The following is a 23,356-nucleotide window of genomic DNA, read 5'->3' as shown; positions in this document are numbered from 1 at the left end:
CCAATATGCCAATTACCATGCGGTGAGTAAACGTCGCGCAGCCAATTGGCACATTGGCATATTGGCACATTATCACATTATTTAAAAAGTTCTTTTAATTTCACCGTTTTATTGTTGATAAGCGGGTGTGCCCAGAAGCCTATAAAGGTTATGTATCCTACGAATATCAAAATGCTCAGCATACCTATGCGTAGTGAAGTGGCATCTGCCAGTGTACTGACAATCATTGGACCACCTGCACCACCTGCAATCGCCGAACAAAGAATCCCGGCAAATGAACCGTGGTGTTTTCGTGCTGAATTCAGAGCCAGAGAGAAGACGATACTAAACATCATCGAGATACTGAATCCGATAGCCGGGAAAGCAATCAGCGACATTTCACGTGTACCAAATAAAGCGGTCAGTAACAATATCATAGTGAGGAATCCTGAGATTTGCAACAACCGTTTACTGTCCATCAGTTTCAGCAGGAACATGCCGACGATGCAACCTGCCGTCATCAGTCCCCAGAAATAACTGACAGCCTGTGCACCTTCTGTCTGTGGATTGACGCCATGGTATTGCTCAAGGAAGGTGCTCATGAAGATGGAAGTTCCCTGCTCGGTGCTTACATAGCAGAAGATGCCCAGGAAGAACAACCATACATACTTCTGTTTGAATAACTCCAGATAGGAACTGGTGGTACCGCTTTTCTCCTCTTCCTGCAGAGTGATTTTCGGGAAGCGTGAGATGCCGACTGCAATCAGCATAATCAGTAATAGTGCGGAAAAGACCCAATAGAGAGATACCCAGGGCATTTCTCTCGGAGTAACATCTGCCAACAGATCGAGTAGGAAATTATGTCCGGCGACGTAGGTGTCAGCATTCAGCTCTCGTATCAGATAGGTATAAACCAATGGACTGAGGAATGAAGCGATACCAAACATGAATTGTGCCAGTTCGGCAACAAAGGCATAGTTCTCTTCACCTCCTACAGTACGTTGTAACGGATTCAGTACTGTTTGTAACATTGCCATACCTAACCCGATGATAAAGGATGAGGCTAATAACATGGGATAGGTATGAAGACAAGCGAAAAGAATGGTACCGATAAACGGCATTAAGAAACCACAGAAAAGTACCGGTTTCTCTCCGTAACGGTCAATCAGCAATCCGGCAGGGATAGACATGATGGCATATGCCAGGAAAAAAGAAGTTGGAATAAATCCTGCCATTGCCAGGTCGCTCAGGTTGAAGTTGTGGATGATATCCGGTATCAGCGGCCCCAGAATATTGGTAATAAAAGATATAGTGAACCAAAACGCCATAATGAGCGCCAGCATTCCAAAGTTTCTTTTCATAATAATAGTGTTTCAGATTTCTTTTGTACTATCGTCGATTAAATATTAAGCCTGCTGCTCCTATACTTCCGGCTTTATTACCTAAGCGAGCTGCAATGATTTCTGTATTGACCGCACAATCGGGGATGGCATAACGATGTGCTTGCCGGCTGACCTTCTCTATGTAGAAGTCTCCCGCTTCAGACAGTCCGCCCCCAATAACAATGCGTTGCGGGCTAAAGATATTAATAAATCCGGCAATACCATGTCCCAGATAGTCACAATGTTCTTCTAAACATTCTGTAGCAAGTTTATTTCCCTCTTTGTAGAGGTGGACAATAAGCTCACCATTGATCTCCTTTCCAGGATATTGTATGCCTGCTTCTGCGCTGCGTTGTGTAAAACGACGTACCAGAGCCGATGTGGAAGCGTAATGTTCCAGACAGCCTACTGAACCACAAGCACAAGCCTCTCCATTGGCAATGAGGGGTACATGTCCTAGTTCCGTCCCTCGGTTGGCAAAACCGTTGAATAGTTTGCCGTCAATCACAACAGCTCCTCCGATTCCTGTACCGACAGTCAGAAACACAACATGTGTTGCTCCTTGTCCTGCTCCATACATAGTCTCTCCCAATCCCATCAGATTGGCGTCATTGCCAAGTAAAGTAGGGAGTCCGGTAGCTTTTTCAATTGTATCCGCTAAGGGAAGCTTTTCCCATCCCTTGATGTTTTCGGCTCCTCCGAGAACAATGCGATTGGTTTCGTCTACAATTCCTGGTGTACCAATACCGATACCTTCGATTTTGTATCCGTGTTCAGTGGCGAAAACTTTTACTTCATTGATTGCTTTTATCAATTGTTCTATTACGGCTTCTGCCGAGACATCAGCTAAAGAGGGCAGTTTTCCTTGAAACAGGAATTCTCCTTTATTACTGATCAGGGCGTATTTGATGGAGGTGCCACCCAAATCGATGCCGATAGCATATAGGTTGTTCATAAAATATCTTATTAAGTTGGATGTACTTTTCTTTTGCCTTGATGCAAAAGAAAAGATACCAAAAGAAAAGATCAAGGCTGCATTTCCTCCGCTACTGCACCACGGTGAAAAGCTAAAGGGGCTCGAACTCGCTTCGCTCAGACAATCGCCCCTTCTTACGCTTTTCACCTCCGTTCCGTTTGACGCTGCGGAAATGAGGCCGGGGGGGACCATTCGGATGGTAGATAGCATACAATGCTTCTTGTAACTAAAGACGTATACTATATTACATTAATTATATTGCAATATATTTACTTTTATATCACATATCTCTACCTCATCCTAAACCGTAGTTCCGCTGATGAACGGCCTCCGGCCTCATTTTTTCTCCGTCAAGCGAACGCCCGCAGTGAAGCGTCAAAAAGGGGCGATTGTTTGAGCGAAGCGAGTTCGAGCCCCTTTAGCGGAACGAAGGAAGTGAGTAGGAGAAAAAATGCAGCCTCGATTCTTTCTTTTGGTATCTTTTCTTTCGCATCAAGGCGAAAGAAAAGTACATTATACAATTTAAACTCTCTCCGCCCAGATCGGTGAACTCCATGCCCACTGCTGATCGCGTTGGCGAACCCGGACATAGTAATAATCCGTATCCTTTTGCGGTTCTTTATCTTCCATAAAATGCTCTACAGTATAGCAGCTTTCGGGCATTGCACGGTTGAAAAGAATGGCTTCGCTCAACCAGCCTATCATGAAATGAGAGCGTGAACCTTCGAGTAATTCGCCTAAAGTATGTTCAAACTTCTTGCCGTTAAACTCCGCTGCCAGAACTCCGTCTTTAGGCATTTCCAGTTCAAGGATGACAGCCTGCATAGCGGGAGTGGTTACGTTCGGATTTTTACTGGAGTACATATCGAGTTCTGTTTCCTTCTCATTGGTAGAAAGGATACGATTTACATGTGTATGGAATTCTGTTTCACCCTCTTGCGGAGAAGTAAATGCAGCGCCACGGAAACAGGGGGTTACGCTCACGATACGTCCTTTATTCACTGCGAGTTTACCTTGCCAGTGTACATATTTCTCTTCGCGATTCCAGCCAAAGTCTACTTTTACTTTACAGTGTACAGTGTCACCTTCGGGCATTATCGGAGTCAATGGTCCATTCAGACGGGCAATGCATTGTCCGTTTTTCACGATATCTACATAGTCGATACAGCTTTCACCTTCTACGTTAACATAGATGCGACGGCTGTTGCCACGTACTACGTCTCCCATGAATGCATCATTCAGGCGGAAGTCAATCTTAATTTTGTCACCGGTCGCACCACATACATGACGGCTTTTCAGAGCATCCCAGATAGCATCCCGAGTCAGTGAAGGAGCCAGTACACCGATACGTCCGTCACCATAGCTACCGGGATAGCCCGAATGTTGGTCTGTTGAGCACATGATACCAAACTTATTGCCACGATCCAATCCGTATTGCACGGTTCCTTCCCACTGGCGTGGTCCCATATCGTGCAGATAGTTATAATCTCCCTGATCACTTTCTGCCAGTCCGTGACGAGAATACATTTCAACGAACGGAGTCTGATCTCCTTCTGTGAAACAATCCCAGTTATATCCACGGTATCCACCCTGATAACCCATATGGTGCGGGGTGATAAATACCTTCTCATTTTTTAGTTTCTCTTTCCATTCCTGTACAGAGGTGCACTCAACGAGTGGCACATCAATGTCATGCCACAGTGCCACGTGGTCACCGTGTGCCATGCTATGGCATTCGTATCCCGTAAAAGTAAGGAATTCTCCTTCCTTATTATACTCTTTCGTCATAGCGATGTATTTGTCATAGTTACCTTCACGCAGACGTTTGAAAGCACCTGTGTGGTAGTCTATCACCCATTTCAGACGAGGATCATCAGCTCCGGGAATATCCGGCCACATGGCATGTGGAGTCACTGATACAAAGTCCAGTTGTTCTTTTGCTGCTTCAAAAGCATCGCGCATATCACCATGTCCGTAAGTGATGTTACAGTGATTATGTAAGTCACCCCAGTACATTTTAAGGTCACTTGCTGATGGCATGATTTTTTTAGCCTCTTTGCTACCTGCTGCACAAGCACCGAGCAAGCTACCGGATGCGGCCAGTCCCAGGAAGGACCAACCTGTGTTTTTAAGAAAACTTCTTCTGTCCATAATAATATTTACGATTAGACGATTTACAATTTACGATTGAAATAACTTTGTTTATATATAAGGTAGCGGAGAGATTTACGATTAGACAATTTGCAATTAGGATTATTCTTCTGAAAGAGGAAATATCAATCGTAAATTGTCAATTGTCCAATCGTCTAATCTTTTCACCTGTTGTGCATCATTCGTCTGTCTCCTTTGAAGAGTTCTTTTACCTTCTCTTCCGGGTCAGTATCATTATATTGTTTCTGTGTATCTTCCAACAGCTGCATGAGTTCTTTTTGCTTCTCTGCATACTCCGGTTTATCAAATACATTATTCATTTCGCGCGGGTCTGCTTTCATATCATACATTTCCCATTCGTTGATGTCATTGTAGAAATGAATGAGTTTGAAATCCTGTGTGCGAATGCCGTAATGACGTTTCACAGAGTGCTCTGCCGGATATTCATAATAGTGATAATAGGCAGCCTGACGCCAGTCTACCGGAGTTTTGCCTGCATTATCCAGGATCGGTTTCAGAGATTTACCCTGTATATCCGAAGGGATATCTGCTCCTGCATAATCAAGGAAAGTAGGAGCAAAGTCTACATTCATGCTGATTGCACTACTTGTACTTCCTGCTTTGATACCTTTTGGGAAACGGATTATCAGTGGCATACGTTGGCATTCTTCATACATAAAGCGTTTGTCAAACCAACCATGTTCACCCAGGAAGAAACCCTGATCCGATGTATAGACGATGATTGTGTTATCCAGTTCTCCAATCTCTTCCAGATAGTTCATCAGGCGTCCGATATTCTCATCTACTGCCAGTACTGTTGCCAGATAATCGCGCATGTATTGCTGATATTTCCAGCTGATAAGTGCCTTTCCTTTTAAGTTTCCTTTGTGATACTCGGCAATACGTTGTGCATAGACTGAATCCCATTTGTCCTGCACTTCTGCCGGCATGCGTTTGTATACGCTGTACAGGCGATTGGTAGTATCTTTCAGCATTTCGGCACGTGTGAGTAACTTCAAGTCCCAATCGTTCGTTAATGTATGTTCGATAGACATATCCTGTTCACGTGCTGCACGCCCACGTCCTTCGTAATCATCGAAAAGGTTGGCTGGCTCGGGGAATATTGTGTTGTTGAATATACCCAGATGCCGGGGGGCAGGCATCCAGTTGCGATGAGGCGCTTTCTGATGATACATCATGCAGAAAGGTTTTGATTTATCGCGGTGTTCAAGAAAGTTGATTGCTTTGTCTGTGATAATATCTGTGGCATATCCTTTCTCGACAACAGGTTTACCCATTTCAAGAAAATCCGGGTCGTAATAATCACCCTGTTCATGTTGTCCGCTCAGAATACTCCAGAAATCAAAGCCTTGCGGTTCGGTGATAAGATGCCATTTGCCGATCATGGCAGTTTGATATCCGGCTTGTTGCAGTAGTTTGGGGAAAGTCTGCTGATCGCCGTTAAAAGTACTTGCATTGTCAGTAAAGCCGTTCTCATGGCTGAATTTACCTGTCAGGATACAGGCACGGGATGGACCGGAGAGTGCATTGACTGCATAGCAGTTGTCGAAGCGGATACCTTCATTGGCAATGCGGTCCATATTCGGAGTTTGGATAAGATTACCACCATAGCATGACATGGCTTGTGTGGTATGGTCGTCCGTCATCATGAAAATGATGTTAGGGCGCTTGAGTTCTTCCTTTTTTTCTGCGCACGAGGCAAGACTCAGTACGGCAAGTGGAAGGATGAGTTGAGAAGAATTGCTTTTCATAATGACCAGTTATTTAGTGGTTAGTGATGGGTGATCAGTGATTAGTGATGAGTGATTAGTGATAAGTGATTAACACCATGCGGTATATAGCGCAGCTGGCTAATCACTTATCACTAATCACTTATCACTAACTACTCATCGCTGATTTTATATTTCAATGACTGTTTCTTTCCGTCGATCTTCACTTCTACTTCCAGTGTATTTTCGTCAAACTTCTTGTTTTTGAAGCTTGCTGACAGTTTGGGGGCTTTGGTACTGTCTTCAGTTGGGTAGATGATAGTGATATAACGTACGGCCTCTTCTTTATCTTTGTTTACATTGAAGGCTACAGCCGTACGCTCAACGCGCTTGCGATAAGCAGTAGAGCGCCATCCTTCTTCTGTTTCCAATGTTGTGCCTTTCGGAGCAAAGCATTGTAGTTTCACATTACTGTTACCTTCAAAGTCAGAAGTGAGTGTCATTGTTTTTGGATCAATATTCACTTTACCTTCGCACAGTTGGTAGTGTAGATTTACTTTGCCTTTGGCAGTACCTACGGCTTCGTCTACAATCACAAAATATTTATTGTCAACGAAGAATATAGAACGACGGTGTTTCAAATCTTTGTAGCTGGGGTTTTCAGTTACTAATATTTGTACGTCACCTTCCGGTTGCCAAAGTTTGGTTACAGATTCTGTGGTCTCTAATGTTTTGTTATCAAGTGTCAACGTATTGTGGACCATAGTCTGGCGGAACCAGTTACGTAATTTCATTACTTCACCTTCACCGGCATATACGTATGCACCACTGTCGGGGAACAGATTTTTACCATTAAACCAAAGCTCAAATGTACCATTATCCGGTTGGCAATGCCAGAACGCTTTTGGTCCGGCTTTCGCTACCATTACTGTAGCGTCTGTATTCCATGAATTGCGGAAAGTAAAGAAGCCTGATTTCAGAAAACCTTTAGATAAGTTCTCCGGTTTCTTTCCTTTTTTACCTTCTGTAGCAAACCAAAGTATCTGCTCATTTTTCGGGAAGATTTTTACCCAGTCTTTGTAGTTGTTGATTTCAGCTGGTTTATCACCCAATTTAGCGTCACTGAAGCAAGGATTAGAATAATCAGGGAAACAGATGTTACTATAGAAAGTAATCATTGATTCGATGGTATCCAGATAACCTTGCGGGAATTCATTACGGAATCCGTTTACATCTGCCATGCGCAATGCCTTGCAGAAGATATTGATAGCTGCCAGGTGATAGTGCGGGTCAAGTTCAAACTGTCCGCCATCTTCGTATACCTGTACATGAATTTCGCGATTCAGGATATCGATACCGCTTTTTCTCCATGCTGCCGCTTCTTTGAATTCGGGGAAGAAGGCTCCTGCATAGATCATACGTTGTGCCTCGAACAATAAGTGATTGCCCTGGTCCGAATAGTTATTCAGGATATGTACAGCATGTTTGTGGTAATTTACAAGGAATTCTGTGAGGAAATCCGGAGTAAATGATGAAGAGGGGAGGAATAGCAGGAACTGACTTGTCTGGTCTTGCAGACGGTTACTCACTTCCAGTGGACGCCATGCAAAGCGTACGTTTTCAGCATTTCCTTTCACTTCACCTGCACTGACAAGTTCGTAGTGTTCTTTTTCCATCTTTGTCAGAGGATTCTTCTTGATCCAGTCGATATACTGAAAAGCCCATTCTTTTGCATACTTTTCGTCACCGGAGATGCGGTAAGCCTTTCCCATCGGAGTGAACCATTTGTGACGGTGCAACTGCCAACGTAATTCATTGTCTTTCACCGGCCAGTATTGCCAGTTAATATCTTTACCGTAGTTGTAAGAAGGCTGATAACCTTTATGTACAAAGAAAGTGTGTTCTAAACCATCGTCGGCCCATTTCTGCTCCTGTTTGCTGATTTTAAGGTTTTGCAGATCGATATCCGGACTCTTCACATTGGTCCGTGCCCGATAGTAGTCGAGTAATGCTTTGGCAGCATCTTCATCCTTACCCTCTTCGTGAAGGGCTTTTACTTTCTCAAGTCCCGGATAATCCAGGTTGAGGAGCGAGAATACTTCGCTTTTCAATTCCTGGGCACCTGCTTGGCTTGCAAAACATGCAATAACAAGCAGAGTGATTAATTTAAATGTTTTGTTTAACATGATAATTATTTATGTTATAGAGTTATAATGTTAATAGGGTTATGGGAGTTATAATGTTATAGGAGCTATAATGTTATAGGATTAAGTCCTTAGGCTTATAGCCCTATAACTCCATAACTTTATTATAGCTTCTTATATTCTATCCCTTTTACATCCATAAAGCGTTTCAAAGCTTCCATGTAGTAATAGTCTGCGTAATTCAGCGGAGTGTCGATTTCTGAGCCATTGGGTAGTGAACCGGTAGAGTGCATCAGAATGAATCCCTGGTTCTCACCTGCTTTGGCCAGATATGCATCGCTCGAGAGACTCTTCAGGATTTTCTCAGCATAATCCAGATATTTCTTTCCATCCGGAACCATTGTACTCATTTCAATGAGGGCAGAAGCTGTTACAGACGCTGCTGAGGCATCGCGCGGAGTTCCTTCACCTTGTGCATCATAGTCCCACAAAGGTATGGCATCATCTGTTTTTACCCGTGCCATGATCATATCGGCAATTTTAGTAGCAAAATTCAAGTATTCTTTGTCGCCAGTTTCACGATAGCAGGATACGTATCCGTATACCGCCCATGCTTGTCCGCGTGCCCATGAAGAGTCATCGTTTTTGCCCTGGTGAGTCTGTCTGCGTTCCACTGTACCATCATTGTTGTAGCTGATAACGTGCCAGCAGGTATAGTCCGGACGGAAATGGTATTTCATGGTAGTCTGTGCATGTTTGATAGCAATGTCTTTGTATTTGGGGTTACCTGTCATTTTGCTGGCTGTGAATAACAGGTCGAGATTCATCATGTTGTCGATGATAACCGGGAAGTTCCATGTTCCGAAATCCCATGAACGGATTGCCCCAATTGACTCATTAAAACGTGAACAAAGGTTTTCTGCTGTTTCCACCATTACAGCGGAGATGGTATCATTGGGTGATAAACGTTTTGCGTTGCCATAGCTACAATTTATCATAAAACCAAGATCGTGTGTACCCGTATAGTAGCGTACCGGATTCAGCATATTTGTATATTTAACAGCTTGTGTTTTTAATGCATTATCACCTGTCAGCTCGTAAGTATACCATAACGTTCCGGGAAAGAATCCGCTTGTCCAGTCAAGTAGTCCGCAAAGACGGCGTTTCCCTAACTTGTATGCCTGAGGATGAGTACGAAGTGAGTCCTTAAAAGTAAGTGAATCTCGTTCTAATTGCTGACAAAGGAAATTCATATCATAGCCGGTCCAAATGGAACGTGGCATTTTTGTTGAGTCAGCAATTTCTTCAGCTGTGAGTTTGAGCTGTGCAGAAGCTACATCAATGCCTTTTTTAATCCAGCTGTAGTCTTCCTTTGGAGTGGTGTTGCACGATGACAGAGCAACGACCGCAAGCGAAGCAAAGAGCACAAGGTTCTTTTTCATGTTATTCATTTTTTAATAAGCAGTTGTTAAATGTGATTTTGTTATATTGCAAATGTACTCAATCAGAATGTATTTTTATTGTACGAATGTTGAAAAGGAATTGGAATAAGTCCACTATAGTATTACTTTTGTTGAATTTGCTATTAATATTATACAAGAGGGTACTCTGTAGCACCCTCTTGCTTTGCTTTTATAGTAATTCCGAATTAATTCCAACCCGGGTTTTGTTTGAACTGTTTCATAAGATCTTTGTCTCTTTGCGGGATGGGAAACAGTTCGTGTTTCCCCTTCTTTGTAAAATCGTATGCTATGTAATTTGCATTTGGGAACCATCTTCTCAACTGTGTATCTGTTTCATCAATTGCTTCTGCATAGATTCCCCAGCGTACAAGATCCTGGCGACGATGTCCTTCAAAAGCAAGCTCGTATGCACGTTCTTTGCGAATGGCTTTCTGGAAACCTTGATAATCGAGCCCGGCAGGCAGGTCTGCAATTTCACTTGCTGCGTCTACCGGAAGTCCGAATCCGCGGCGGCGTACCATATTTACAGCGTTGTAAGCAGCATCATTGGGGGCTCCTTTCCATTCATTCAAGGCTTCTGCATACAATAGCAATACATCTGAGTAGCGTAGGATGTACCAGTTTATGTTGGAACGGTCAGCATTGATCAGTACATTGCTTTGGTTTACATACTTTTCTGTATCCCATTTAGCCGGAGTAAGAAGTTGCCAGTTTTTTTGGTCTTCATCCGGGTCTTTGGTTGAATACGGAGTTTTTACAGTACCCACATATTTGTAGTCGGCGATAGAGAGATTACAACGCAAATCGTTTTCTTTATTTTCCCAGTCACGGTAGAAAGTATAGATAACTTTTACATTACCTGCATTACGTCCACGTACACCTGGGATTTCGTTTGCAATCACGCCGTTCCACTTACCGATACGTCCTACAGGGTCCTCGCTGTTTGATCCTGTTACGGTAGGGGCATAGAAACTTACTTCAATTAAGCTCTCTTCAGGGGCCCACACACCGTTGCAGGTGTTTTTCCATAGTTGTTCATAATTCTGTAGTAAGCTGTGCTTTTTCGATTCAATAAGTGTCTGGGCAGTCAGCGCAGCCTGTTCCCATTTAGAGGTGTCATGTACAGGGTATCCTGCCCATGTAGCATATACTTTAGCCAACAATCCTAAGGCAGCACCTTTTGACATGCGGAAGCTGCTCTCTTTGCGTACATCGTCCTCGGTTGAATATGGCAGGTTATCTGCTGCAAATTTCAGATCATCTTCAATAAAACGGTATACCTCAGCCGGATCTGCCTGTACAAAAGTAGACGGATGCTGATTAGACATCTGGGTATTTTTCATGAGTGCGATATTACCATACCAGCGAACTAATTCGAAGTAATATAAACCACGCAAAGCTCTTGCTTCTGCCATATAGATGTTTGCCAGTTTTTTGTCACCTTCTGTGTAGTTACCTACTTTACTTTCCAGGGTTTCAATAAAATCATTGGCATTGTAGATGGAGTTGTACAATGTAGACCAGGTAGACTGAACACTGGAATTACTTGTGGTGAAGGCATTGGCCGGGATTTCACGGAATGCATTTGTCGAATTACCTTCGCATTGTGCAATGTCATTGGTGATATTAAACAATATAGATAGATTGTAGCTATACAGTGCATCAGTCACCATATTGCGATAAACACCCAATAACACGATTTCTGCTTCTGAAGCATTGTTCATGTATTTCGATTTATCAACTTCTACAGCTGACTCTTCCTCAAGCATGTCTGAGCAAGAGGAGAGGGAAGTGGCACACATTAATGCCGCGAATATATAATAGGATATCTTTTTCATTGTTGTCATTTGATTAGAATTGAATATCAAGTCCGAATGTAATTACTCTACTCTTTGGATATGCACCCCAGTCAAGTCCGGGAGTCATCGGGCTATTGCTTGCTGTACTTACCTCAGGGTCATAGCCGCTATAACCCGAAATACAGAAGAGGTTCTGGCCTGAAGCATATACGCGTAATTTAGAAATATATGCTTTCTTTGTCCAGTTGACAGGAAGTGTGTAGCCCAGTGTCACATTCTTCAAACGCAGGAATGAACCGTCTTCAATGAAACGTGAATATAGTTCATTTTTTACGTATCCTTTGGCCGAAGGTACTCTATTGGATGCATTGGTCGGAGTCCAGCGGTCGGCAACTTCTGCCAGCTGATTGGTACGTTCGTTCTGAGTCTGGGTGGCATAAAGGCGGGTTGCATTGTATACATCATTACCATAATTGAACTGGAACATGACACTCAGGTCGATGCCCTTATAGTTAAATGTATTAGTGAAACCACCATACCATTTGGGAATAGCATTACCAATTACCGTACGGTCGTTAGTAGTGATTACACCGTCACCATCCTGATCTTTATATTTCACAACCCCCGGAGCCAAAGGACCGGTAGTATAGCGATCATTACGTGTCACACCCGGTTTTAGTTGCTGTGAACCGTTTGGAGTAGTAATAAAGTCGGAGCTTTGATATACACCATCAAATTCATATCCATAAATTAATCCCAGAGAAGAACCTACGGTAGCTACGTAATCATAGTCTGTAAAGTCAGAGCTGAACCCTGAGCGGGAATACATCGATTGTACTCCTGACTGGAGTGATTTCAATTCGTTGCGAATGAATGAAATGTTGAAATCTGTTTGCCAGGTAAAGTTACGATTCTGGATGTTTGTACTGTTCAGGCTAAGTTCGATACCGCGATTCTGAATCTTACCAATGTTTTGGTATTGAGAAGAGAATCCGGTGACATGTGCCAGACTCTGTGCCAGTAACAAGTCTTTCGTGTTTTTGATAAAGAAATCAGCTGTCAGGTTCAGTCTGTTGTCAAGGAAGCCCAGGTCAAAACCTAAGTTAATGGTGGTAGAACCTTCCCATTTCAGATTTTCATTTTTCAGTTGTTTCGGAGTTAGTACAGTAACTGTGCTTCCACCTACACCATATTTGCTCTGTTCGTATAAGTCCATAGATAAGTAGTTGGATATACGGTCATTACCTACTGTTCCCCAGCCAAAACGTACTTTAGCATTTGAGATGAATTCCAGGTTCTTCATGAAGTTTTCTTCAGAAACCCTCCATGCAGCAGAGAATGAAGGGAAATATCCCCATTTATGCTTTTTAGAGAATACTGTAGAGCCGTCAGCACGTACAGTGGCAGTCAACAAATAACGATTGTTGTAACTATAGTTACCACGGGCAAAAAATGATACCAGTGTTTTGTCGCTGTATGAAGTAGCTACTTTACTTGGCGTTGCACCAATACCTAAATTGTCATTACCCATGTTGTCAAAAGGGAAATCTTTTGCCTGTCCTAACAGGTATTCAGAACTTTTGAACGAGATCTCCTGTCCCAACATTACGTCATAAGAATGTTTTTTGATTTTCTGTTTCCAGGTAAGGTTGTTATAGTTCGTCCAACGCAGGTCACGTCCCATTTGAGTCTGACCATAAGGTTTCTGTCCGTTACGGTAGGCTTCTTTTGAACCATTTTTATAGAAAATGTTCGTACGGGTATTGGTTGTATTGTAAGTTCCGGCTGTTTTGAATGTTAATCCTTTTATAATTTCCCAGGTTACAGACAAATTACCCGACCACATTTCAGAACGTTTTGTATTCGTAACAGATTGAGTCTGCATAATAGGATTTACCTGTGCGAGGCTTTCGCTACTTTCCAACTCTAATGGGTCGATAGCAGCTGCCAACAGTTCTTCATTGGTTAATGCAAGACCACCGGTAGGACGTGCACTCAGAATTTGGGCCAGCATGTTGAAACGGCCGGAATCTCCGGATGTTCCTGCACCCTTCTTGTTTGTATTTGAATAGTTGATAGTAGCATCGAAAGATACATTTTTGGTTACTTTCTGATTCACACGGAATTTACCGGATGTTTTATCAAATCCACTATTGTTGAAAATACCATTTTCATTGTAGCGGGAGAATGAAAGCGTATACTTCGTATTGTCATTACCACCCATTACAGACAGGTTATGATCTTGTGACCAGGTCGGGCGGAATGTCTCACTTTGCCAATCTACACCTTGTACACCGATATAATCATCCATAGACTGGTATCTGTAGGGAACGCCATTGTCATCTTCGCCGGTTTTATAATACGTATTTGCATATTTACTGGGATTAACTTCCATCTGTAATTTTACAAATTCGTACGGATCCAGCAAATCCAGTGTCTTGGAAATTTTACGGTAGCTTGTAGAACCGTTGTAACTTACTACAGGACGGCCAGTTTTACCTGATTTTGTAGTTACCATTACAACACCATTGGCTGCACGTGCTCCATAGATAGCAGCTGAGGAAGCATCTTTCAATACCTCGATTGATTCAATATCCGAGTTAGCGAGATAGTTAATATCGTCTACCTGGAAACCATCTACAATGTACAGTGGAGAAGCGTCGCCTGTCATAGTACCGATACCACGTACTTTGATATCAAAACCTGAACCGGGAGTACCGTCTGTTTGTGTGATTTGTACACCGGCTACCTGTCCTCCTAAAGCTTCCATTACCGAACCGGTTTTGAAACCTTCAACATTTTTGGCAGATACGGATGAGACTGATCCGGTCAGGTCCGAACGTTTCATTGAACCATAGCCTACTACAACTACTTCATCCAGCATTGCATTGTCCGGAACCATTTTAATATTCAGTGTTTTCTGATCCTGTATTTTTATTTCTTGTGGTTTATAACCAATATAAGAAACAGACAATACATCTCCCTTCTTTGCGGTAATCGTAAATTTTCCATCCAGATCGGTTACTCCTCCATTGGAAGTTCCTTTTACCATTACGGTTGCTCCGATCAGTGGGAAATCTGTTTCGTCAACTATTACTCCCTTAATTGTATTCTGGGCATATAAGCTGATTGACATAATCAGAGCTAAGAGGGTCATCCACCCTCTTTGGCTCATAGCTTTATTTATCATTGAATTACTCATTATTTATAATATAAGATATAGATTAAAATTTCTCATCAAACCAAACAAGAATCGGGTAAATCTGATTGCCGCTACCTAAGCCGGCACTGGCTCCATTGGTTACAAATGTAATTTGTCCACTCATGACACCATTGGCATATGTTTTATCCTCGCCGATCCATTTACCCGGATTGATAACCAGTGACTTGTCTGCAGGATCTATATATCCTAATGTTACGGCTGATGAACTGGCATTATCATAGTAAGACATTGGTGCTCTTGCTTCGTAATTAGGCTTCTTATTGACAGCAGTATAGTAATTACGCCATACCTGTGCCATAAAGAAGTTATTCGTTGCCTCATCATTCTTTATCTGTCCGCTGATGTGGCTTTCGCTTCCGTTGATATTGTAATAGCTAAAGTTACGTCGATAATCCATCAATACTTTACTCTCATCTGCTCCTGCAACAGTCGGAGCTACAGAGCGTCCCCCTGTCTTGGGGTTTACCTGAAGTACGAATGGAGTATAATTGATAGTTACATCTTTTACTGGCGCTGCAAAATGGAAGAATACAGGTACACTTACTGATACGGCTTCGTCACCTTCACCAGCTGTAGCTGTCACCATAATCATGCCACACGTTGCATCTTTCCATGTAATATTTGCCAGATTCAATGCACCGTCTTTACCTACTTTACCATTACTCATGTTGAGTTTGTTTTGTACTTTCCAAGTTACTGTAACGCCTTCCGGAATATCTGTTTTCGGTGCGGGGATAATAGCTTTAGCCAGATCTTCGGCAGAGTTGAACCTGTATTGGAAAGCGCTACCTTCGGGTAGTCCCAGGTTATTACCATAGGTAATGGTAGTAAAGAAGTTCTTATTCTTTTCAATAACGAGTGTAAAGGTAGTGGTCTGTTCCCCTTTTACATTTTTGGCTTTTACAGCTACTGTATAGGTACCTACAGGAATTGTATTACCTTTCTTTGCGGTAATGGTACCTGTTGTCGCATCAATATTCAGTTGTCCCTGAAGTTCAGCAGCCAGTTCACCTAATTCAAAGGTTACTTCGTCACCTTTGAATGCGTCTGTATGTGCAATGGTGAATGGGGTTGCCTGTGTTTTCGTTGCGTTTTCATAGGTAAAGTTTTCAATCGGAGCAATAAAACCAACTACTTCCAGTGTAAATACGCTTTCGAATACTTTATCTGCTTCTTCTGTTGTATTATAGATGTTTTTTACATTTACATCTATAACATAGGTTTCGCCTGCTTTGAAACTATGTCCTTCTGCTACAGAAATGACACCTGTTGAAGCATCAATTTTAATCTTGTCTGTAGCAGGAGTTATATTGGCAATGCGATAAACAACACCTTCCAATGAACCTTTTAGTGTAGGTACATTGGTGGTGTATGAAGTAGGACCTTCGGTAGCTTCTTCCATCTTACCTTTATTGGGAGTATAGGTCAGAGCTAATGGCTTGGAAGTGATGTTAAAGGTCACAGCATCTGCAAAAATACCTTCTCCGGCTTCTGTCTGTAGCTTTAAAGCTACTTTATAGATACCCGGTAGAATATCACCTTCATAGTTCTTATTAATACTGACTTCACCACTTGCGTTAACAGTGAAGTAGTCTTTGAAATCACTTTCTGCAATGGAGTATTTGCTGATAGATACATGTTCACCTTCCGTTTTTACCTGTGCTTTGGCATCTGAAGTCTTCACGTCAGCATAGTCAATTGTCAACAGGTTGGGTTCTACTGTGATACCTTCTGGTACAGGACGCATCATGTTGATAGATACGGCATCTGCAAAGTTATATGTCTTTCCGTTGGATACACAGGAGATAGAAAGATGATACAGTCCGACAGCCAGATTATCGCTATTCTTGATTTCTATTTCACCGGTTGTAGCATCAATAACGAAGCTTTCGGTGTTTATACTTTCATTTTCAAGAATAATTTTAGTAATTGTAAAGTCTGCCGGAGTCGCACCAATATAGGTAGGGGCGCTTATTTTTGCATTCATTGAAGGGCCGATATCAGTCATTCCCGAATAATAAATTGCAAAAGGAGTCGAATCTGTAGTTTCTGTGTCCGAGCAGGAAGTCCCGGCCAGAATCAGTGATGTAACAGTCAGGATTGCTAAGAAACCTGAGGTTAACTTTTTAAAATTCATTGTTTCTAGATTGTTTTTAGTTAGTTTGAAAATGATAGTTAAGGTCTAACATCTGTTCCACAGGCATAGATATTTGACTGCTGAACGTGTTAGTAATAGCTGAAAGATAGGTCGCTTCCAACATTTTCATGCCGGAAGAACGTTCATTAGATAAAAGAAAAAGATGTTTCATTCAGGTAATTTGTTAATAAAGATTCTACATGTCATTTTATTATGTAGCAAAGTTATATTAACGCATACTCCCAAATAATTCAGGTTGTATCAGCTTTATTTAAAAACGACTCTTTTTCTTTTAATTTTGTGCAGTGGGATATTAGTCTTGTCGAATTACCCCCTTTGAAAGGGGGTAAGAGCTGTCATTGTGTAGTATATCGTACGAAGAATAGATATTATCCTTTTCTTTTCTTTATGTATTCCGTAGGCAAACATCCGAAATATTTCTTAAAGCTTGTAGCAAAGTAGGAGGGAGTATTAAAACCTACCATACTACTTACTTCAGATACTGTATATCTTCCGTCCTTTAATAATTTACATGCTTCATTGAATCGGATTTTACGGATGAAGTCGATGGTAGATTCTCCGGTAATTGCCTTTAATTTCAGATGTAAATTAGAACGGCTCATATTCATCTCGCGTGCAAACTCATCGGTAGAGAATTCAATATTATCCATATTCTTTTCTACGATAGCCACAGCACGTTTTAGCAATGCTTCGTCCATGGCATTGAATGTTATTTTTTCCGGTTCTACTTCCAATGATTTGGAATAACGCTCAAGCATTCTGTGTCGCGTTCGTAACATGTTCTGAATTTTTGTCATCACAACGCTCAATGAGAATGGCTTCGGAATATAGTCATCTGCACCTACCTGTAATCCCTCCATCTGATCTTTTACTTCACTTTTTGCTGATAGTATGATTACTGGTATATGGCAGGTTCGTATGTTTTGTTTGATAGTTTTACACAGTTTAATACCATCCATTACCGGCATCATAACATCTGTCACTACTACATCTACATCTTTTTCTTTCAGAATTTCCAAAGCCTCTTCGCCATTATATGCTCCTATTGTATTGAACAGTTCGGATAACCCTTGATTCAGATAGTGAAGAATTTCTTTATTATCTTCTACAATTAAGATTGTTCCTCGTTTCTTATCACCTGTTTCCACTACTTCTTTTTCTACGGTTGCTGTGTCAATGAAGTACATGTCTTTCGGATTTGTAGTGTGTACTTTGACTTCTTCCTCCGTATCTGAAGCTAATTCTGTCGGATTGTATATTGCAGGATCTTGTGGCAGGTAAACAGAGAATGTACTTCCTTTACCTTCTTCGCTTTCCAACTCTATATGTCCATGGTGTAGTTCTACCAGTCTTTGCACCAGGGATAATCCGATACCACTTCCCACATACTCGCTTTCTATTTGATAGAAACGCTCAAATATTTTGGCTTGTTTATTGATAGGAATACCTATGCCTGTATCACTTACCTGTAATAACAGAAAATCGTTTTCCTTTTTTAATGTAACTGTAATACTTTGTCCTTCATGTGTGTATTTGAATGCGTTTGAAAGCAGATTGTTTACAATCAGTTCAAGATAGTTTGTATCGAAAAGCATTTCTTTATCTTCTACTTCCGAATGCAAAGTATAATGAATTTTTTTCTGTTTAGCCAGTTTATCATAGAATAAGAAGTTATCTTCTACTAATTGGTGCGCATTTCCTATTCTCGCTTTCAGTTCAAACACTCCCAATTCTGCTCTGCGGTAATCCATTAATTGATTTACCAGATAGAGCAGGCGATTGGCATTACGTTGTATATAGTCTAACTGATTGCGTGTCCATCGGTCACTAATGCGGCTGATTATTTCTTGCAATGGTGCCATTATTAATGTTAGTGGAGTACGCAATTCATGGGATATATTGATAAAGAAGCGCATCTTCATCTGATTAATTTCTTCCTGATGCTCTTTGTCCATTCGTTCCATTGCCAATTTGGCTTCCATATTTTTGCGCATCAGGAAGAAGCGGAATACAAACGTAATGAATCCGGTAAATGTGGCAACAAATAAAAGAATTGCCCACCACGTTTTATACCATATAGGAAGTACCACGATTTCAAGCTGAGTTGGTGTTTCGTTCCACTTTCCGTCACTATTGGCTGCTTTTACGAGGAAGTTGTAGGTTCCTTGCGGTAGATTGGAATAGGACACAGGCTGTTTGTCGGTCAGATAATACCATTCTTTGTCATATCCTTCTAGTTTGTAGGCAAATGTATTGTGTTGCCCCGAAATATAATTGGATACTACAAAATCCAGTGAAAAAGCCGACTGGTGAGAACTTAGCGTAATGCTTTCTGTATCTGCAATGTTCCGTGTCAGTATTTCTGTTTCATCATCCGGGCGTACTATTTTATTGAATAAGCGAAGCCCCGTAATTACTACCGGAGGAGTGTATGGATTGTCTATTAGTAACTCCGGCCGGAAAGTCGTGATTCCGGCAATACCACCAAAGTACATCTGTCCGGTCGAAGTACGGCAATAAGAAGATGAGTTAAACTGATTACTTTGTATTCCGTCTGTCTGCGTGAAGTTACGGAATTTCTCTGTTTCCGGATTGAAACAAGTCAGTCCCCGGTTGGTACTCATCCACAGACGGCCAAAGGAGTCTTCCAGTATTCCATAAAGTACATTATTGGGGAGTCCGTTGGCTGTTGTATAATGTTTTATTGTATTTTTCTTTTCATTATAACTGTATACTCCTTCACGTGTTCCTATCCAGAATACATCATTTTGTGTTTCATATACGCAGTTGATAAATGCTCCTGCCAATGAAGAAGTTGGCTCAATGAGGTGAAGGGATTCTACTTCTCCGTTTTCTACTTTATAAATGCACAGTCCTTCTTCACCTCCTACCCAGATACGTTGCCGGGAGTCGCGGAAGAGAGTGGTAATGCGGCGGTTGGGAATTTCGTTCCCGTTTTTTTCTTTATCAATGACGGTAAACAAACGTTTCTCTGGATTGAATCGTATTAATGCCTTGAGAGTTCCTAACCAGAGGCTCTGTTCTCCATCCGGTAATATAGCATATACGTTGTCATCCAGCAACCCGCTATTTTGCATATTGAAATGCTCGATGCGTCCTGTATTGCGTTGGAGTACACTTAGTCCTCCAGCATGTGTGCCGATGTATACACGCCCTTTTTTCTCGTCTACATATACTGCTTTTACATTATTGGAACCGATACCTTCTTTATTGCCTTCCTGCAGAGTGTAATAAGAGAAATGTTTTGTTTTAGGGTTGTATAGGTTAAGCCCTCCATCATTGGTTCCTATCCATAGATTACGTTCCTTGTCTTCAATTATGCAGCTTACTACATTATCGTTCAGCGAATTCTGATAAGGAATTCGTGTGATGTTACGGAAACGATTTTTCAGTGGGTGATAATAATTGAGTCCTCCAAAGTAGGTACCTAGCCACATACCTCCTTGAGAGTCCATAAAAATGCTACGTACGGAACTTTGTGACAAACTGCCATCTTCTACCGGGTTACTGCTGAAAGATACAAATGAATCATGTCCTTCATGATAGATATTCAGGTCATTGAATGTACCGATCCATAATCTGTTTTGCGAATCCAATGCAAGTGAGCGGATAAAATTGGAACTGATGCATTGTGGCGTTCCGGGAGAATGACGGTAGTTTTTTACTTCTCCTGTTTTGGGATTCAGCAGGTAAAGTCCGGCTCCTTCGGTTGCTACCCATAAACGAGTAGGGGATTGTAATAGAACTGCTTGTATTTGCTTATTATCCAGTGCTTTGGTTACTGTACTTAATCGCCCTGTACTAATGGAATATTCAAATAATCCATTATTTGTGCCAATATATATATTTTCTCCTTGTCTGCTGATAGTGGAGGCTTTTAATTGATGCATCTCTGTGCTCAGTTGATTATCTATAAAGCAGGTGTCTTTAACGTTAAATAGTAATAGTCCTTCCTGCGAACTGATGAGAAGTTGTTCCGGATTGATTTCCGCAATGCCGTTTACTTGTGTGTTCTTACCGTTTTTCTTATAAAAGAAATTTCTAAATAAATCTTTTTCTTCATTGTACCATGATAGTCCGTCCCGTGTACCTATCCATATACGTCCCTGACTATCGGTCATAACAGTACGGGCTATATCATTGGCTATACTGTGTGGATCAGAAGCATCATGCTGATAAATAGTAAAATCATATCCATCGAATTTATTTACTCCATCATAAGTGGCAAACCACATATTTCCTCTTTTGTCTTGTGCTATAGAGAAAACGGTACTTTGCGACAGTCCATTGTTGAGTGATATATGAGAAAACTTGATGCTTCCGTTATCATTAGCAGAAAGTGTCATTATCCCTATTACAGAGAATAATATAAATAGATAAATACGTTTAATAAAACTCATCCTGATATATTCAAATACAATTAATTACATTAATTATTTTAAAACTATTCATTCACAAAGATAATAATAACGGATGGTATTATACTATTTCTTTGATAACAAATAACATTTCTGTATGGTAAGAGTGGGTGAAAAATAAAAGTAGGAAGAAAACGGAGTTGTCTTCTTCCTACTCGATTCTATTAAAAACTGATGGAGTGTTTCGCCAGGGCGAAAAGAACTTCTTTGGGATTAATATCCCGGATTCTGAGAAACAGAACCTAATGTTTCGCGTACTTCGCGGGCGGGGATAGGATACAGCTCGTGTTTTCCGCTAACAAATCTTGAACCGGCTGCGAATGCATAGTTGCTTCCTAGTCCTTCCTGACCGTTATAGTAATCAAGGAAATTCTGATAAGTAGTTGCTATTGTTTCTTTTAGGAGATTCCAACGTATAAGATCAAGTCGGCGGTTACCTTCGAAACAAAGTTCGCGTCCGCGTTCGGCTACAATGAATTTGAAGAAATCATCTTTTCCGGTGAAATCACTTGTTTTCAGGTCTACATCTGCGTTTGCCGTTAAATATGGTTTGCCAAAAGCACGGCGACGTACCTGGTTAACACGTTCAATGGCTAAATCGTTCGGACCGTCATTCAGTTCGTTTTCAACTTCTGCACTCATTAATAGAACGTCGGCGTATCGAAGTAGCGGGAAGTTGACATCGGTATTGTTATTGTCTTTGATAGCAGCTGTCTGCCAGTTACGGCGCCATTTTCCAGGCGACCAGTTCTGACTGTTCTTTTCGGCTATTTCTACAATTTTACTGTTGGCATTGATACTGAATGTGGCTACTGCTACATCCCGGCGTAAATCTTTCTCATCAAAAGTCTCATAAAAGAATTTATGTGTTTTGATGAATGAATTGGCTCGTCCATAAATGGAGTTTACATTAATTTCAGGACCGTTGTATGTTCCCATATTGCTGGCTCCTGCATTCTGTCCGGTTGGATTATAGAATGATATTTCACAGATGTTTTCAAACGGATCGTATTTTAGTTCACACATGTTGCGGAAGTTCTTTTCATATCCACTGGAGTATGTACCGTCTGCGTCGATCAGCCCATGTTTGCCAGAAGATATCAATTCGTTTAAAACTGTTTGTGCTGCCTGGTAGTATTCTTTATAGTTACCGGGACGTTTGATTGATTTATCCTGATAAAGTGAATATCCTCCGCGGAATAAATAAGCCCGTGCTAGTAATCCCATGGCTGCTCCTTTTGAGAGTCTTTCTCCTTTCTGGTTACTGTCATCACACCACAACAGGCCCGGTATTGCTTCTTTTAAATCAGTTATAATTTGTGCATACACTTCATCCCGGTCTGTTTTTGGGAGTTTAAAGTTATCCCCGTCTTTTGACGGATCAAGCTTCAAAGGCACATCTCCCCAAAGGCGTACCAGGTCGAGGTAGCACATGGCACGCATACATTTGGTCTGAGCTACCAACCGATTGAATACCAACTGGTCACTTTCTCCATTAATTACCACATTTTCTTTTTGGTCCAGAATTGTGTTGGCACGGTCTATTCCCTGATAATACAATTCCCAGGAACTTTGTAGCCAGGAGTGTTCTGCATAGGCATTATAGTGACCTAAGTCGCGGGCAACATGCCCCGTACCAGCTCCTTTTACGTGAGCGATGTCTGTGTCACAATCTCCGTATACCTGCCAGTATTGTCCGTAGGTAGTGATACTGCTGAAAGTTTCGTATATACCATTAACGGCCATTTCCATTTTGCCAGTAGTATCGAAGTAGGTATCTGCGCTGTATTTTCCGTAAGTTTCTTCTTCCAGCTGATCAAGACAAGAGGTAGAAATAACTCCTGTGAAGAGAGCGAATGCACTTACTTTTATTATATTTACTATTCTATTTGTTTTCATAATTTCAAATTAT

Annotated in this window: 11 protein-coding genes; all 11 read right to left on the bottom strand. The window is 41.5% G+C overall.

What is annotated here, in order from left to right; genetic code table 11:
- Positions 1–77: 77 nt before the first annotated feature.
- The 11 genes from VCM39_RS15220 to VCM39_RS15170 all read right to left on the bottom strand — a co-directional run bounded on the left by VCM39_RS15220 (position 78) and on the right by VCM39_RS15170 (position 23,343).
- On the bottom strand, positions 78–1,340 hold the full coding sequence (locus VCM39_RS15220) for a sugar MFS transporter (RefSeq protein WP_221648549.1): 1,263 nt from the start codon (positions 1,338–1,340) through the stop codon (positions 78–80).
- 28 nt (positions 1,341–1,368) lie between these two features.
- Entirely contained in the window at positions 1,369–2,316 is a 948-nt protein-coding gene (locus VCM39_RS15215; RefSeq protein WP_322932927.1) for an ROK family protein, read from the bottom strand.
- Between the two features lie 543 nt (positions 2,317–2,859).
- On the bottom strand, positions 2,860–4,488 hold the full coding sequence (locus VCM39_RS15210) for a hypothetical protein (protein WP_322932928.1): 1,629 nt from the start codon (positions 4,486–4,488) through the stop codon (positions 2,860–2,862).
- 164 nt (positions 4,489–4,652) lie between these two features.
- A complete protein-coding gene (locus VCM39_RS15205; RefSeq protein WP_322932929.1) occupies positions 4,653–6,260 on the bottom strand; it encodes a sulfatase in 1,608 nt (535 codons plus the stop codon).
- A gap of 131 nt (positions 6,261–6,391) precedes the next feature.
- Positions 6,392–8,404, bottom strand: a complete 2,013-nt coding sequence (gene hepC / locus VCM39_RS15200; protein WP_322932930.1) for a heparin-sulfate lyase HepC — start codon at positions 8,402–8,404, stop codon at positions 6,392–6,394.
- A gap of 122 nt (positions 8,405–8,526) precedes the next feature.
- The gene (locus VCM39_RS15195) at positions 8,527–9,813 is read right to left on the bottom strand and encodes a DUF4995 domain-containing protein (protein WP_221648544.1); all 1,287 of its coding nucleotides are present in this window, start codon (positions 9,811–9,813) and stop codon (positions 8,527–8,529) included.
- Positions 9,814–10,010: 197 nt separating this feature from the next.
- Positions 10,011–11,663, bottom strand: coding sequence for a RagB/SusD family nutrient uptake outer membrane protein (locus VCM39_RS15190; RefSeq protein WP_322932932.1), 1,653 nt, complete (start codon positions 11,661–11,663; stop codon positions 10,011–10,013).
- Between the two features lie 13 nt (positions 11,664–11,676).
- Complete coding sequence (locus tag VCM39_RS15185) at positions 11,677–14,814, bottom strand: TonB-dependent receptor (protein WP_322932933.1); 3,138 nt, start codon at positions 14,812–14,814, stop codon at positions 11,677–11,679.
- Positions 14,815–14,848: 34 nt separating this feature from the next.
- Complete coding sequence (locus VCM39_RS15180; RefSeq protein ID WP_322932934.1) at positions 14,849–16,984, bottom strand: surface glycan-binding family protein; 2,136 nt, start codon at positions 16,982–16,984, stop codon at positions 14,849–14,851.
- Between the two features lie 389 nt (positions 16,985–17,373).
- The gene (locus VCM39_RS15175; protein ID WP_407934704.1) at positions 17,374–21,372 is read right to left on the bottom strand and encodes a two-component regulator propeller domain-containing protein; all 3,999 of its coding nucleotides are present in this window, start codon (positions 21,370–21,372) and stop codon (positions 17,374–17,376) included.
- A 285-nt stretch (positions 21,373–21,657) separates the two neighbouring features.
- The gene (locus VCM39_RS15170) at positions 21,658–23,343 is read right to left on the bottom strand and encodes a RagB/SusD family nutrient uptake outer membrane protein (RefSeq protein ID WP_322932936.1); all 1,686 of its coding nucleotides are present in this window, start codon (positions 23,341–23,343) and stop codon (positions 21,658–21,660) included.
- Between the last annotated feature and the right edge of the window lie 13 nt (positions 23,344–23,356).

Source organism: Bacteroides mucinivorans, from assembly GCF_034654355.2.
GTDB classification, from domain to species: Bacteria; Bacteroidota; Bacteroidia; order Bacteroidales; family Bacteroidaceae; genus Bacteroides; species Bacteroides nordii.
This window is presented reverse-complemented; position numbering and strand designations above follow the sequence as displayed.

Excerpts from the sequence above, each read along its gene's own strand:
- VCM39_RS15220 (WP_221648549.1), bottom strand. The coding sequence starts at position 1,340 with ATGAAAAGAAACTTTGGAATGCTGGCGCTCATTATGGCGTTTTGGTTC.
- VCM39_RS15215 (WP_322932927.1), bottom strand. The coding sequence starts at position 2,316 with ATGAACAACCTATATGCTATCGGCATCGATTTGGGTGGCACCTCCATC.
- VCM39_RS15210 (WP_322932928.1), bottom strand. The coding sequence starts at position 4,488 with ATGGACAGAAGAAGTTTTCTTAAAAACACAGGTTGGTCCTTCCTGGGA.
- VCM39_RS15205 (WP_322932929.1), bottom strand. The coding sequence starts at position 6,260 with ATGAAAAGCAATTCTTCTCAACTCATCCTTCCACTTGCCGTACTGAGT.
- hepC (WP_322932930.1), bottom strand. The coding sequence starts at position 8,404 with ATGTTAAACAAAACATTTAAATTAATCACTCTGCTTGTTATTGCATGT.
- VCM39_RS15195 (WP_221648544.1), bottom strand. The coding sequence starts at position 9,813 with ATGAATAACATGAAAAAGAACCTTGTGCTCTTTGCTTCGCTTGCGGTC.
- VCM39_RS15190 (WP_322932932.1), bottom strand. The coding sequence starts at position 11,663 with ATGAAAAAGATATCCTATTATATATTCGCGGCATTAATGTGTGCCACT.
- VCM39_RS15185 (WP_322932933.1), bottom strand. The coding sequence starts at position 14,814 with ATGATAAATAAAGCTATGAGCCAAAGAGGGTGGATGACCCTCTTAGCT.
- VCM39_RS15180 (WP_322932934.1), bottom strand. The coding sequence starts at position 16,984 with ATGAATTTTAAAAAGTTAACCTCAGGTTTCTTAGCAATCCTGACTGTT.
- VCM39_RS15175 (WP_407934704.1), bottom strand. The coding sequence starts at position 21,372 with ATGACACTTTCTGCTAATGATAACGGAAGCATCAAGTTTTCTCATATA.
- VCM39_RS15170 (WP_322932936.1), bottom strand. The coding sequence starts at position 23,343 with ATGAAAACAAATAGAATAGTAAATATAATAAAAGTAAGTGCATTCGCT.